Below are 13,040 nucleotides of genomic sequence, written 5' to 3'. Positions count from 1 at the left end.
TTGATTGATCAGTCAATCAAAAATATATTGACGATTGAAAGGATGTCTCGATGCCGAAAGTCGGAATGGAACCGGTCCGCCGCAAGGCGCTTGTCGATGCCGCGCTGAAGGCGATCGGACATCACGGCTCGCTGTCGGTGACGATGTCGGAGATCGCCCGCGAGGCGGGTGTGTCGCCAGCGCTGGCCCATCACTATTTCGGCTCCAAGGAGCAATTGCTGATCGAGACGATCCGCTCGCTTCTCAGGCAGCTCAGGGCGGATGCGGTCCTGGCGTTGGCCCAGGCGGAGACGCCGCGCGCACGGATTTCGGCGGTCATCCGGATTTCCTTCCAGGCCGACCAGTTCGCGCCTGACGTGGTGGCCGCATGGCTGGCCTTCTATTCGCAGGCCCAGCGTTCGGAAGCGGTGCGCCGGCTGCTTGCCCTCTATGCGCGGCGGCTGCATTCCAACCTGATGTCGGGTCTGAAACCGCTTTGCGGGTTTGAGGACGCGGGTCGGATTGCCGATGGCGCGGCTGCGATGATCGACGGGCTCTATATCCGGCAGTCTCTGAAGGCAGCCCCACTGTCGATCGAGGCCTCGGTCGCCTTGGTCGAGGATTATGTGACGGGGCAGCTTGCCTCCCGCCCTCCCCTTGAGGGGGAGGCGCGGACCATAGGTCCGGGGTGGGGTGATGCATGAGCCGCGCATGCCGAGCGAAGCGAAGCATAGAGATCACCCCCACCCGCCGCTTCGCGGCGACCTCCTCCCTCAAGGGGGAGGTGGAGAGAAACCACCCGTCCGGAGAGACATCATGAAAGCCCAACCGAAAGCCTCCCATTTCATCGACGGCGAGTATGTCGAGGACGAAGCCGGCACCGTCATCGAGAGTATCTATCCGGCGACCGGCGAAGTGATCGCGAAGCTGCATGCGGCAACGCCGGCGATCGTCGAACAGGCGATTGCATCGGCCAAGAGGGCGCAGAAGGAATGGGGCGCGATGAGCCCGACGGCGCGCGGCCGCATCCTGCGGAAGGCTGCCGAGATCATCCGCTTGCGCAATCGCGAGCTGTCGGAACTCGAGACGCTTGATACCGGCAAGCCTATCCAGGAAACGATCGTTGCCGATGCGACCTCGGGCGCCGACAGTTTCGAATTCTTCGGCGGCATCATCGCATCAGCGATGAACGGCAGCCAGATACCGCTCGGCGGCGACTGGGCCTATACCAAGCGCGTGCCGCTCGGCGTGGTCGTCGGCATCGGCGCCTGGAACTATCCGCAGCAGATCGCCTGCTGGAAAGGGGCGCCGGCACTCGCCGCCGGCAATGCGATGGTGTTCAAGCCGTCGGAAGTGACCCCGCTCGGAGCACTGAGGATCGCCGAGATCCTGATCGAGGCTGGCGTTCCGAAGGGCGTCTACAACGTCATCCAGGGCGACCGCGACACCGGTCCGCTGCTGGTCAATCATCCTGACGTCGCCAAGGTATCGCTGACCGGCTCGGTGCCGACCGGCCGCAAGGTGGCGGGGGCAGCGGCTGCCCAACTCAAACATGTGACCATGGAACTCGGCGGCAAGTCGCCGATGATCGTGTTCGACGATGCGGATATCGAAAGCGCCATTTCCGGCGCCATGCTCGGCAATTTCTATTCAACCGGCCAGGTCTGCTCGAACGGCACACGTGTCTTCGTGCACAAGGCGATGAAGGATAGCTTCCTCGCCCGGTTGAAGGAACGCACCGAGGCGATCATCATCGGTGACCCGCAGGACGAGGCGACGCAGCTGGGGCCGATGGTTTCCTGGGCGCAACGCGAAAAGGTGCTGTCCTATATCGAGAAGGGCAAGGCCGAGGGCGCCACGCTTGTGACCGGCGGCGGCATTCCCAACGACGTCGCGCCGAGCAAGGGGGCCGGCGAAGGCTATTACATCCAGCCGACGGTGTTTGCCGATGTCACCGACGAGATGACGATCGCCCGCGAGGAAATCTTCGGCCCGGTGATGTGCGTGCTCGATTTCGACGACGAGGCCGAGGTCATCGCGCGTGCCAATGCCACCGAATTCGGCCTGGCGGCCGGCGTGTTCACCGCGGACTTTACCCGCGCGCACCGGGTTGTCGACCAGCTCGAGGCCGGGACGCTGTGGATCAATACCTACAATCTCTGCCCGGTCGAGATCCCGTTCGGCGGCTCGAAGCAGTCCGGTTTCGGCCGCGAGAATTCCGCGGCAGCGCTGGAGCATTATTCCGAACTGAAGACGGTTTATGTCGGCATGGGCAAATGCGAGGCGCCGTATTGATTTGACCCACCCGAGCTCTCACTGGGAGAGCTCGGGCACCATCATCACACTTCCGAGGCTGGGATTTTTACCGCAATGAACCAGGCAGACTTCATCATCATCGGTTCCGGCTCGGCCGGCTCGGCACTGGCTTACCGGCTGTCGGAAGATGGCAAGCATACCGTCATGGTGCTGGAATATGGCGGCTCGGATATCGGGCCGTTCATCCAGATGCCGGCAGCACTTGCCTGGCCGATGAGCATGAAGCGCTACAATTGGGGTTATCTCTCCGAGCCCGAGCCGAACCTTAACAACCGGCGGATCACCGCGCCGCGCGGCAAGGTGATCGGCGGCTCGTCCTCGATCAACGGCATGGTCTATGTGCGTGGTTCGGCTGACGATTTCGACAGCTGGGAGGATCTTGGCGCCAGCGGATGGGCCTATGCCGACGTGCTGCCTTACTTCAAGCGCATGGAAAATTCACATGGCGGCCAGGAGGGCTGGCGCGGCACGGACGGGCCGCTGCATGTGCAGCGCGGGCCGGCGAAAAATCCGTTGGTGCGCGCCTTTGTCGAGGCGGGCCGGGAAGCCGGTTTCGAGACGACCGAAGATTATAACGGCGAGAAGCAGGAAGGTTTTGGCCTGATGGAGCAGACCATCTGGCGCTCGCGCCGCTGGTCTGCCGCCAATGCCTATCTGAAGCCCGCCATGAAGCGACCGAATGTCGAATTGGTGCGCTGCTTTGCCCGGAAGATCGTCATCGAGAACGGCCGGGCCGTCGGCGTCGAGATCGAGCGCGGCGGGAAGATTGAAGTTGTGAGGGCCAATCGCGAGGTGATCGTCTCGGCATCGACCTTCAACACGCCGAAGCTGCTGATGCTGTCCGGCATCGGGCCGGCGGCGCATCTGAGGGAGATGGGCATCGAGGTGAAGGTCGACCGGCCGGGCGTCGGCGCCAACCTGATGGACCATATGGAATTCTATTTCCAGCAGGTCTCGACGAAGCCTGTCTCGCTCTATTCCTGGCTGCCCTGGTTCTGGCAGGGGGTGGCGGGTGCGCAGTGGCTGTTTTCCGGCACGGGGCTCGGCGGTTCGAACCAGTTCGAGTCTTGCGCCTTCGTGCGCTCGGCGGCGGGCGTCAAGCAGCCCGATATCCAGTTCCACTTCCTGCCGGTCGCCATATCCTATGACGGCAAGGCGGCGGCGAAAAGCCATGGCTTCCAGGTACATGTCGGCTACAACCATTCGAAGTCGCGCGGCGCGGTCACGCTTGCCTCGCCCGACCCGATGGCCGATCCGCTGATCAAGTTCAACTATATGAGCCATGAGGAAGACTGGGTGAAGTTCCGCCACTGTGTGCGCCTCACCCGCGAGATCTTTGGCCAGAAGGCTTTCGATGCGTTTCGCGGACCGGAAATCCAGCCGGGCGAAGGCGTGCAGAGCGATGATCAGATCGATGCCTTCCTGCGCGAACATCTGGAAAGCGCCTATCACCCGAGCGGCACGGCCAAGATGGGAGCGAAGGATGATCCGATGGCGGTTGTCGATCCGGAATGCCGGGTGATCGGGGTGGGGGGGCTTCGCGTCGCGGACTCGTCCATCTTCCCGCGCCTGACCTATGGCAACCTGAACGGCCCCTCGATCATGACCGGCGAAAAGGCCGCCGATCATATTCTCGGCAAGCAGCCTCTGCCCCGCAGCAATCAGGAGCCGTGGATCAATCCGCGCTGGGAGACGAGCGACCGGTGAGACGGTGTGAAGCTGTGGCAAGGGCCGCAACCATGGGCCAGAATCCGAGACCCGCACTTGGCCGGAAACAGGCAATTTGCCGCCGGAGCCTGGGCCGCGGTGGTTCATTTCGGGGTTGCAAAAGCGGACCCAGGGGCAAATAACGAGCCGATATTTTTCATATCGGTACCTTCGTCATGCCTCTGTCCTATCACAAATCGAAACTCCGCCGCCGCTCCCGCGTCATCGGATGGTCGTGGCGATTGTGGAAGCCGCGGATTGTCTTCTGGCTGGGTGCAATCGCCATCGGCGTCGTCAGCGTCGGTTTTGCTGCCGCTGCCGACGAGGCCTAGACGCTGTTTCGGGCATTACATGCAAGCAGCCGTTTCGGCTATCTCATTCCTTTGGCGCTGACGCCGGCAGGCTTCCTGCTCTGCGCCCTGCTGAGCATGAAACTTTTTCCCAATGCGCAAGGCTCGGGCATTCCGCAGGCGATTGCCGCCCGTCACCTTGAGGATGCGGATTCGCGCAACGGACTGCTGTCGCTGAAGCTTGCGGCCGGCAAGATCCTGCTGACAGTGATCGGCCTGTTTTGCGGCGCATCGATCGGCCGCGAGGGGCCGACGGTGCAGGTCGGGGCGTCGATCATGCTGGCCAGCGGTCGTATTGGCGGCATGGCGCAGGCGCGCGGACTGATCCTCGCCGGATCGGCCGCCGGCATTGCTGCCGCGTTCAACACGCCGCTGGCCGGCATCGTCTTTGCCATCGAGGAGATGAGCCGCACCTTCCAGTCGCGCGCCAACGGGCTGGTGCTGACCGCCGTCATCCTGTCGGGTCTTGCCGCCATGGGTCTGGTCGGCTCCTATACCTATTTCGGCGAAAGCATCGTTTCGGCGACGACACCGCGTGACTGGGTGGCCGTGGTGCTGTGTGGCGTCATCGGCGGCGCGCTCGGTGCTGCGTTCAGCCGCTCAGCGCTTGCGGCCTCGCGGCGGATCCGGCTCTGGGCACATCCCGATCCGTTCCGGCGTATGCTGGCACTGGCTGCTGTCTGCGGCCTTGCCGTCGCAGTCATCGGCATTGCGGCGGGCGGCCAGACCTTCGGCACCGGCTACGAGGAATCGCAACGGGTTCTGGCCGGCGAGCCACTGTCTCCGATGTTCTTCATCGCCAAGCTCGCCTCGACTTTCCTGTCGATGGCGTCCGGCATTCCAGGCGGCATCTTTGCCCCCTCGCTTTCTGTCGGCGTCGGCCTCGGCGGCACCATCGGCTCGATGCTCGGCGCAAGCATTGCCCTGTCTGCGATCCTCGGCATGGCAGGCTATTTTGCCGGCGTGGTGCAGGCGCCGATGACCGCCTTCGTCATCATCATCGAGATGACCGGCAATCACGAAGCCGTCTTGCCGATCATGGCGGCATCGATGATCGGCTATATCACCTCGCGTCTCGTTTCGCCGGAACCGCTCTATCACGGGCTGTCGCGCGCCTTCATCGCCCAGGCCATCCGCCAGCGGCGCAATGTGGTGCGGGCCGACGAACATCTGCCCACGCCGAGACAGCACGGCTAAGGGGCTAGAGACCTGCCCGGAGACGGGCAAGGACCAGATCGCTGAGCAGCTTGTAATTGCCGTCGAAATGATGGCCGCCTGGGCGGGCGATGACCTCGGCGCCGCTGACAGCAACAAGGGCAGGACAGGCGCTCGCCGTTTCGGCAACGCCGTAGATGCATTGGATCTTGGCCGCATCAACCATTTTCAGGTGCTCGACCGGATCGCCGTGCTTACCGTTGCCTGCCATGCCGAGCCAGCCGGTAACGGCGATCTCGAAATCGGCTTTGTGCGACAGCGCCAGCAGGGAGAGTTGGCTGACCACGGCCTTGTCGGCCGGCGGCAGGCGGTTGTAGGTGGCGGGCAGGATATCGGCGCCAAAGGAATAGCCGACCAGCACGACCTTGGTGACGGCGAAGCGAGTGCGATAGGTCGAGATAATGCGCGACAGATCATCGGCCGTTTGCTGCGGACTGCGCTCCTGCCAGAAATAGCGTAGCGCGTCGACGCCGATGACCGGTACGCCGTCGGCCTGGAGGAAGCCGCCGAGCTTCTGATCGATGTCGCGCCATCCGCCGTCGCCGGAATAGATGATGGCAAGCGTATCGAAACGCGGCTCGACCGGCAGTTCAACGATCGGCAGATCGAGCGGTGCGCGGCTTGCTCTCATTCGATCGACCGCCGCCAGGGTTTCGCGTTCGAACAGAAGGGAGGCCGCACCTTCGGCCTCTTCGGTTTCCGGACTTTCGACCAGCCGGATCTCCGGTTTTGCGGCTTTTAGCGCCAGCGCATGGCTGCGGCCGCGCTCGCTTGTCGCTGGTGACAGAATGAGGCTGAGCGGATCCGGTAGCGGTGCCGGTTTCAGGCCATAGACGATGCCGGCGCCCTCTTGCGTCTTCTCGGCTGGCGTGCACAGCGGCTTTGCAAGCGGCAGCACGGCTTCCGGGTCGACTGCGACCGTCTCAGCCACGGTCGAATTGGGCGTCTGGGCGAGGATCGCCAGTGCCAGCGTTGCACCTTCGCCCCAGCCGGCGACGATCGGCGGATGGAATGTCTCGATCTCCTGGGCGCGGTGGATCTGGCGTCCGAGCTTTTCGATGTCGGAGACGAGGTAGAGGCAATCGCGCGTCTCCCGGCTGAGCGCCGCAAGATAGGTCGGCAGGTCGACGCCGACGACGATCGCGCCATTGTCGGCCAGGCTTTGCTGGATGTGTTGCTCCTCCCCAGTCCAGCCATCGGCATCAGACAGCAGGATAACGAGACCCGAAGCTTCGCTCTTCGGGATCAGGATACGGTCGGTCGGCAGGCTCACCGTGGTGAATTGCTCGGCCGGCGCCATCTCGGCGCTTGTCGGCCCCGGCAGTGTCACGCCCGAAACTGCGAGCCCGATGCATAACAAAGCAATCCGGCCGTTCATCGGCGCAGCACGCCCTTCAGGCCGCCGCCGATCAACATGGTGACATCCAGCAGCGAGGCGATCGGGAAGCCGGCGCCGGCAACGGCCAGGTAACGCGGCTGCCAGTCGGGGTCGAACTTAGACTTGAAAGCATGCACGCCGCGGAAATTGTAGAAGCGTTCGCCATTTTCATACAGCTGGCGGCCGACATGGTTCCAGATCGGCGCGCGTTTATGGGTCGAGAGACCGGCAAGCGGCGCCATGCCGAGATTGAGGCTGCGAAAGCCCTCCGCCTTGAGATGCTCCATGATCCGGACAAACAGCAGATCCATCATGCCGCGATGCACGCCCGGCAGATGGCGCATCAGGTCGATGAAGGCGTCGCCGCCCGAAGCCGTGGTCAGGATGTTGGCGAAGGCGACGATGCGGCCTTCGAGGCGTATCACTGCGACGGGTTCGGACATCACATAATGCGGCTTGAACGTACCGAGCGAAAAGCCCTTTTCGCCGGCCTTGTGGGCGGCCAGCCAGGCATCGGAGACGGCGGACAGTTCGTCGAACACCGACGGCACGTCGGCCGGCGCGAGCAACTGGAACTGAAGGCCGTCGCGTTCGGCACGATTGATCGAACGACGCAGCTTCAGCCAATCGCCACCGGCCAGGCTGAAGCTCGACAGATCGACCACCGCCTGCTCGCCGAGTTTCAGCGCATTCAGCCGCGCTTCCACTGTGACCGGGAGAAAGTCGGCGGAGACCTGGTAGAAGACCGGACGGCAACGGCGGCTTTTCGCCTCGGTGATGAATTTCAACGCCAGCGGCGCCCAGAGCGCCTTCGGCCCGACCGGATCGAACAGCGCCACCATCGAGCGGCCGCGGCGGGCATACATGATGAAAGCCTTGCCGCATTCGGAAAACAGCAGCTTCTTGTCGCCGAGACGGACGAGACCGGCGCTGGCATTGGGTTGGCTGGACAGGATCTCCACGGCGCGGGCGACATCGTCATCGGACGGCGGCTCTATTCGGCGACGCGGCAGGCGGACCAGCCCGCGCGAGGCGATGGCGCCGATCATCATGGTGACGCCAAGGGTGCTCTCCGCCGGATCGGCGATGTGGCGCGACAACCAGAAGCGCCAGGCAACCTGCAACAGGCTTTCCTCGAAGAAGAGCGGCACGGCCATGGCAAGCGAGATGAGCGCCACAAGCATTGCGCCGACGCGGCCGGAACGTGCCAATCCGCGCAGAGATGCGCCCAATAGGGAGACAAAGACAGAGGTTGCGCGAGCGACCGGGACGGCGGGCGCTGATATCTCGGTTTCAACGGCGAATTGCGCCATGCAGGTAACCACTAATTCATTGAGATAGAACGCCCATTAGCGCCCATGCATGGAGTGGAGCTTGCGTCGCGAAGCGATCGCGAGTCGACGCTCCCCAGCATCCCTCGCCAAGACACCGGATCCTGCGACCGGTCAACCGCAAACGACCGTGGAGAACGCTGTGCAACTGACTATCCCCAGGCTGCGCTGATCGCCCGATGGCTCCGCCGGACGCCTTGCCAAGCTTGCTGTAGATCGGTCAAGCTTTCGGCCGGCTCATCATCCGATCGGCTTGTCTTGCGGTTGGCGAGGCCCGGCAATCAGTTGCCGCGCAGCACGGTGGCCGCCAGCGAGAAGGGGCTGGAAATGGTTTGTGCCGCGGCATCGAAGATGAACGCGCCGGCATCCCCGAGGCCGGCATTGGCCGTCGGTTTGCCCAATGTCTTTGCCAGGGCCACCGCCTCGACATAACGATTGTGATTGGTGGCATCGAGCGATTCCAGCGAGGAGATATCGATGACGTTGACGCCGGCCGTCTTTGCCGCATCGGCGACCTTGGGATCGTTGACATCGACCGCGCCGACACGCTGCGAGCCAGCGCCGAGAATGCTCGACACCTTGAGTGCGCGATCGTCCGGCGAGACGAGAATGGTGATCGGACGGCGCATCGGGCCAATGACATCCAGCTGGGAGACAAACACATCCGCATCGATATCGGGGGCGGCCAGAATGACCCGCAGGCGGTTCAAGACGTCACTACGGCCCTGCAGCTTCAACTGGCGCAGAGCCTCGACGGTCAGCCAGCCGCCCATGGAATGGGCAAAGACCTCGACATCCGTTCCCTTGGTCCGGGCGGTCAGATCGACAAGCAACTGGGCCAGCGCATCACGGGAATAGGTGGCCGATTCCTTGTCGGCCACATAGGCGGGGATGGCGGCATGCGAGGGCCACGAGAACACGATCGGCGAACCGTCGATGTCGCTGTCGGTCTTCAACTGCGCCAGGCGGTATAGCGCTTCCTGGAAATTGTAGTTGTAGCCATGCACGAAGACGGTCGGAATGGAACTCTTGCCGGTTCGCCGCGCCACCGCATCGAGCAATTGCTCGCGCTGCATGACGGACTGATCGATTACGGCAAAATCCGTGGACGGATCGACCTTGGAGCCCTTTGGCCATTCGATATTGGACGGCTTGTGACTGGCCGGGATCGACACGTCGAAGCTGGCGTAATTGACAGTGCGCGCCTTTCCGGCCGTGAAGACATTCTTGCCCGGCTCGGCCCGGTCTCGCGTGGTGACGGCATAGAGCGTTTCGACCTTGACCGGCTTGAACTTCGCATCGCTGATCGGAGCCAGTGTTTCCGGTCCGGGTCGACCGGCGCAGGCCGACAATCCGATGGCCATACAGACGGCAAGAACCATGCCTGGCCGCAGATTGCGGCTCGTCACGCGGGAAACACTCATGCCAGACCTGTCCTTGACCTTCGCCGCCCTGTTCGAACCATCATGGTCGGGCCGGCGGAACCTATACTGTGCGGCTTGTCATTCGCCAAGTCGCACACAGGCCACACGGCCGAAAGAATGCAATGCAGGTGCCTGTCATCTTCGTATCATTTGCCTCACACATATCCGTATCGTTATGGATTATGCCGAGATTATTATTTGCGGGCGTCCGGCACTTCTGCAAACATAACCATATTGGGGGAGGAGCTGCGATCACGGAGGATCGTCACTCCGGAGGCGAAATGGCCGGGATTGCACCTGTCCTTTCATCCGGCGTTGCGGCATGGCTGAGCAACAGACCTCCCCGATATACGTCACGCGCACGTCTGGAGGAGATCATGTTGCGTAAATTCCTTTTTGCCGGATTGTCCGGAGCCGCATTGGCGGCAATATCCACGTCGGCCTTCGCGGCCGAGGTGACGCTGAAGCTGCACCAGTTCCTGCCGCCGCAAGCGACGATCCCCGCCAAGGTGCTCGCGCCGTGGGCCGAGAAGATCAAGGCCGATTCCGGCGGACGCATCGAGGTCGAGCTTTATCCGGCCATGCAGCTCGGCGGAAAGCCGGCCGATCTGGTCGACCAGGTCAAGGACGGCGTCGTCGATATCACCTGGACGCTTTTCGGTTATACGCCGGGGCGCTTCCCGAAGTCGGAAGCCTTCGAACTGCCCTTCGTGATGACCACCGGCGCAGCGACGTCGCAGGCATTCTACGACTATTATGAAAAGCACCTGACCGATGAGCTGAAGGACTTCCACGTTCTGGCGGTGCATACCCATGGTCCGGGGCTGATCCACACGATCGCGGCCAAGCCGGTGAAATCGCTGGAAGACATGAACGGGCTGAAACTGCGCGGCACGTCGAAAGTGGTCAACCAGATGCTGGAAGCCATGGGCGCTGCCCCGGTCGGCATGCCGGTGACGGCAGTGCCGGAAAGCCTGTCGAAGAGCGTCATCGACGGAACCGTGGTTCCCTGGGAAGTGACGCCGGCGATCAAGATCGCCGAGCTTGCGCCGAACCACACCGCATTTTCCGGCAAGAACGGCCTTTACACCGGCACCTTCCTGTTTGCGATGAACAAGGACAGCTATGACGCCCTGCCCGACGACCTGAAGAAGGTCATCGACGCCAATTCCGGCAAGGCGCTGGCACAGCAGTTCGGCGTGGCGATGGACGAAGGCGACGTGCGCGGCAAGGACATTGCCGACAAGGCCGGCAATACGACGATCACGCTCGACGAGACGGAAACCGCCCGCTGGAAAGCCGCCGGAGAAGCCGTGACCAAGGCCTGGATCGCCGACATGGACGGCAAAGGTCTCGACGGAACGACGCTGCACACGGATGCCGTTGCGCTGATCGAGCAATACAGCAAATAATCCCACAACCCTGTCTCCGGGCGCCGCCTGCGGCGCCCGGATTTTCACATTAAGTCGAGGATGCCTGATGGCCACCTTCTCCCAAACCAGCTTTGAACGCCTGAAACATGCCTGCGAGCGGCTTGCCAGCGTCCTGGTTGCCTTCGGCGGCTTCTGCCTCGTCGCAGCCTGCATTCTCACCGGACTTTCGATCTTCGGCGGCCTGCTGTTCAAGCCGCTGCCGGGCGAGATCGAACTGGTCGAGGCGCTTTGCGGCCTCGCCGTCTTTGCCTTCCTGCCGTTCTGCCAGCTGAAGCGCGGCCATGTCGGCGTCGATATCCTGATTTCCGCCTTCGGCTCGAAGGCGATGAACTGGACCCAGCTGATCGGCGACATTATCATCGCAGCCCTGATCGGCCTGTTGACCTGGCGTCACGCGATCGGAACATTCGACAAGTTCGAGAACGGCGAAACGACGGCGCTGCTGCTGCTGCCCGTCTGGTGGGGCTTTGCCATTGCGCTTGTCCTGATGATCGCCAACCTGATCATCTGCCTCTTCATCATCCTGTCCGATATCCGCGAGATCAAGAGCGGCCGGACCATCGTCGCATCGCTTGGAGCCCATTGATGAGCAGTGTTGAAATCGGGCTCTGGTCCTTTCCCGTCCTCATTCTTCTGATTTTCCTGCGCGTCCCGATTGCCGCTGCCATGCTCGGAACCGGCGTGATCGGCACCTATCTGGTGCTCGGCAAGTGGACGCCGATCCTGTCGCAGCTGAAGGCGCTGCCATGGTCGACCAACGCGAACTATTCGCTGTCGATCATTCCGCTCTTCCTGCTGATGGGACAGTTTGCGGCGCGCGGCGGCATGAGCCAGGCGCTCTTCAATGCGGCAGCGGCCTTTCTCGGCCATCGCAAGGGCGGTGTCGCCATGGCTGCCGTCGGCGCCTGCGCCGGATTCGGCTCGATCTGCGGCTCTTCGCTGGCAACGGCTGCCACCATGGCGCAGGTCGCCCTGCCCGAGCTCAAGCGCAACGGCTATGCTGGCGGACTGGCAACGGCGACGCTGGCTGCCGGCGGCACGCTCGGCATCCTGATCCCGCCTTCGGTGGTGCTGGTCATCTATGCGATCCTTGCCGAGCAGAACATCGCCAAGCTTTTCCTTGCCGCCTTCGTGCCGGGCCTGATTGCGGCGATCTCCTATCTGGTGGTGATCGCCATCTATGTACGACTGAAGCCGGAAAGCGCCGGCCAGGCGAAACGTATTCCCTGGGCGGAACGCGTGCCGGCGCTGATTGCGGTCTGGCCGGTCGTTGCGATCTTCTTCCTCGTCGTCGGCGGGATCTATCTCGGCTGGTTCACGCCGACGCAGGCCGCGGCGATCGGGGCGACCGGCGCCGGCCTCGTTGCCTGGCAGGCGGGCGGGCTGAAAAAGGAGGCCTTGTTCGAGTGCTTCAAGGAAACCGCCGTCTCGACCGGCATGATCTTCTTCATCGTCCTCGGCGCCTCGGTGTTCAACTCCTTCCTCGCCTTCTCGCGCCTGCCGCAGCTCGGCGCGGAATGGGTGACGGCACAGGGCTATGCGCCAATGACCGTGCTGATCATCATTCTCGCCCTCTACGTGGTGTTCGGCTGCATCATGGATTCGCTTTCGATGATCATCCTGACCATCCCGATCTTCTTCCCGATCGTCACGGCAATGGACTTCGGCCTCAGCCCGGAGCATTTCGCCATCTGGTTCGGCATCCTGGTGCTGATGGTGGCGGAGATCGGCATGATCACGCCGCCCGTCGGGCTCAACCTGTTCATCATATCGGCAATGTCGAGAGATGTACCGATGCGCGAGACTTACAAGGGCATCGTACCCTTCGTCACCGCCGACCTGCTGCGCATCATCCTGCTGACGGCGTTTCCGATCATCTCGATCTTCCTGGTCTGAACATAGTTCGG

General features: G+C 62.8%; 9 protein-coding genes and 1 pseudogene. 7 read left to right on the top strand and 3 right to left on the bottom strand.

The window, feature by feature from the left end; all coding sequences use genetic code 11:
- The first annotated feature begins 50 nt into the window (after positions 1-50).
- The 4 genes and pseudogenes from betI to IM739_RS08210 all read left to right on the top strand — a co-directional run bounded on the left by betI (position 51) and on the right by IM739_RS08210 (position 5,549).
- Entirely contained in the window at positions 51-683 is a 633-nt protein-coding gene (gene betI / locus IM739_RS08225) for a transcriptional regulator BetI (protein ID WP_237370690.1), read from the top strand.
- 112 nt (positions 684-795) lie between these two features.
- Positions 796-2,274, top strand: coding sequence for a betaine-aldehyde dehydrogenase (betB, locus tag IM739_RS08220; protein WP_237370689.1), 1,479 nt, complete (start codon positions 796-798; stop codon positions 2,272-2,274).
- 75 nt (positions 2,275-2,349) lie between these two features.
- Entirely contained in the window at positions 2,350-4,002 is a 1,653-nt protein-coding gene (betA, locus tag IM739_RS08215; RefSeq protein WP_237370688.1) for a choline dehydrogenase, read from the top strand.
- Positions 4,003-4,178: 176 nt separating this feature from the next.
- Positions 4,179-5,549 (top strand): annotated as a pseudogene (locus tag IM739_RS08210) (chloride channel protein).
- 4 nt (positions 5,550-5,553) lie between these two features.
- Here the strand turns inward: IM739_RS08210 and IM739_RS08205 are convergent.
- The 3 genes from IM739_RS08205 to IM739_RS08195 all read right to left on the bottom strand — a co-directional run bounded on the left by IM739_RS08205 (position 5,554) and on the right by IM739_RS08195 (position 9,700).
- The gene (locus IM739_RS08205) at positions 5,554-6,897 is read right to left on the bottom strand and encodes a virulence factor family protein (protein WP_237370687.1); all 1,344 of its coding nucleotides are present in this window, start codon (positions 6,895-6,897) and stop codon (positions 5,554-5,556) included.
- Positions 6,898-6,941: 44 nt separating this feature from the next.
- A complete protein-coding gene (locus IM739_RS08200) occupies positions 6,942-8,258 on the bottom strand; it encodes a phosphatidylglycerol lysyltransferase domain-containing protein (RefSeq protein ID WP_237370686.1) in 1,317 nt (438 codons plus the stop codon).
- A 299-nt stretch (positions 8,259-8,557) separates the two neighbouring features.
- Positions 8,558-9,700 carry an alpha/beta hydrolase gene (locus IM739_RS08195; protein WP_237370685.1) on the bottom strand — a complete coding sequence of 381 codons (1,143 nt, stop codon included), beginning with the start codon at positions 9,698-9,700 and terminating at the stop codon, positions 8,558-8,560.
- A 377-nt stretch (positions 9,701-10,077) separates the two neighbouring features.
- Here IM739_RS08195 and IM739_RS08190 point away from each other — a divergent pair, with 377 nt between their 5' ends.
- The 3 genes from IM739_RS08190 to IM739_RS08180 all read left to right on the top strand — a co-directional run bounded on the left by IM739_RS08190 (position 10,078) and on the right by IM739_RS08180 (position 13,029).
- Positions 10,078-11,112: a TRAP transporter substrate-binding protein gene (locus tag IM739_RS08190; RefSeq protein ID WP_237370684.1), complete on the top strand. Its 1,035-nt coding sequence runs from the start codon at positions 10,078-10,080 to the stop codon at positions 11,110-11,112.
- Between the two features lie 67 nt (positions 11,113-11,179).
- On the top strand, positions 11,180-11,719 hold the full coding sequence (locus tag IM739_RS08185) for a TRAP transporter small permease (RefSeq protein WP_237370683.1): 540 nt from the start codon (positions 11,180-11,182) through the stop codon (positions 11,717-11,719).
- Entirely contained in the window at positions 11,719-13,029 is a 1,311-nt protein-coding gene (locus tag IM739_RS08180; protein ID WP_237370682.1) for a TRAP transporter large permease, read from the top strand. The genes IM739_RS08185 and IM739_RS08180 overlap by 1 nt, the downstream gene beginning before the upstream one ends.
- Positions 13,030-13,040: the final 11 nt, after the last annotated feature.

It is taken from the genome of Rhizobium sp. SL42 (assembly GCF_021729845.1).
Taxonomy (GTDB): Bacteria; Pseudomonadota; Alphaproteobacteria; order Rhizobiales; family Rhizobiaceae; genus Allorhizobium.
The sequence above is the reverse complement of the archived record's forward strand: the minus strand, read 5'-3'. Positions and strand labels throughout refer to the sequence as shown.